The sequence below is a fragment of the Carboxydocella sp. JDF658 genome, assembly GCF_002049395.1.
GTDB lineage: Bacteria > Bacillota.
The window spans coordinates 1-204 of the sequence record NZ_BDLR01000263.1; the positions used below are offsets into that span (position 1 = coordinate 1).

1 pseudogene is annotated in these 204 nt (G+C 41.7%); it reads left to right on the forward strand.

Annotated elements, in window-relative coordinates:
• Positions 1 to 204 (forward strand): annotated as a pseudogene (locus JDF658_RS14725) (IS4 family transposase); the annotation flags it as partial.

The window sequence follows — 204 nt, forward strand, 5'->3', positions numbered from 1 at the left end:
TACAAGAAATTCGATCACTACTGTGAAAAAGGAATAGGTTTTGTAACTCGTCTCAAGTCAAATGCTGTGGTGTATGTGCAAAAAGAATTGCCACTTTCGCTGGAAAGCGAAATTAGCAGGGATTACATAGCTATCCTGGGCTGGGGTTCATCAAGAATGAAGCACCCTGTACGTCTGATTGAAACAACGGATACAGAAGGGAAT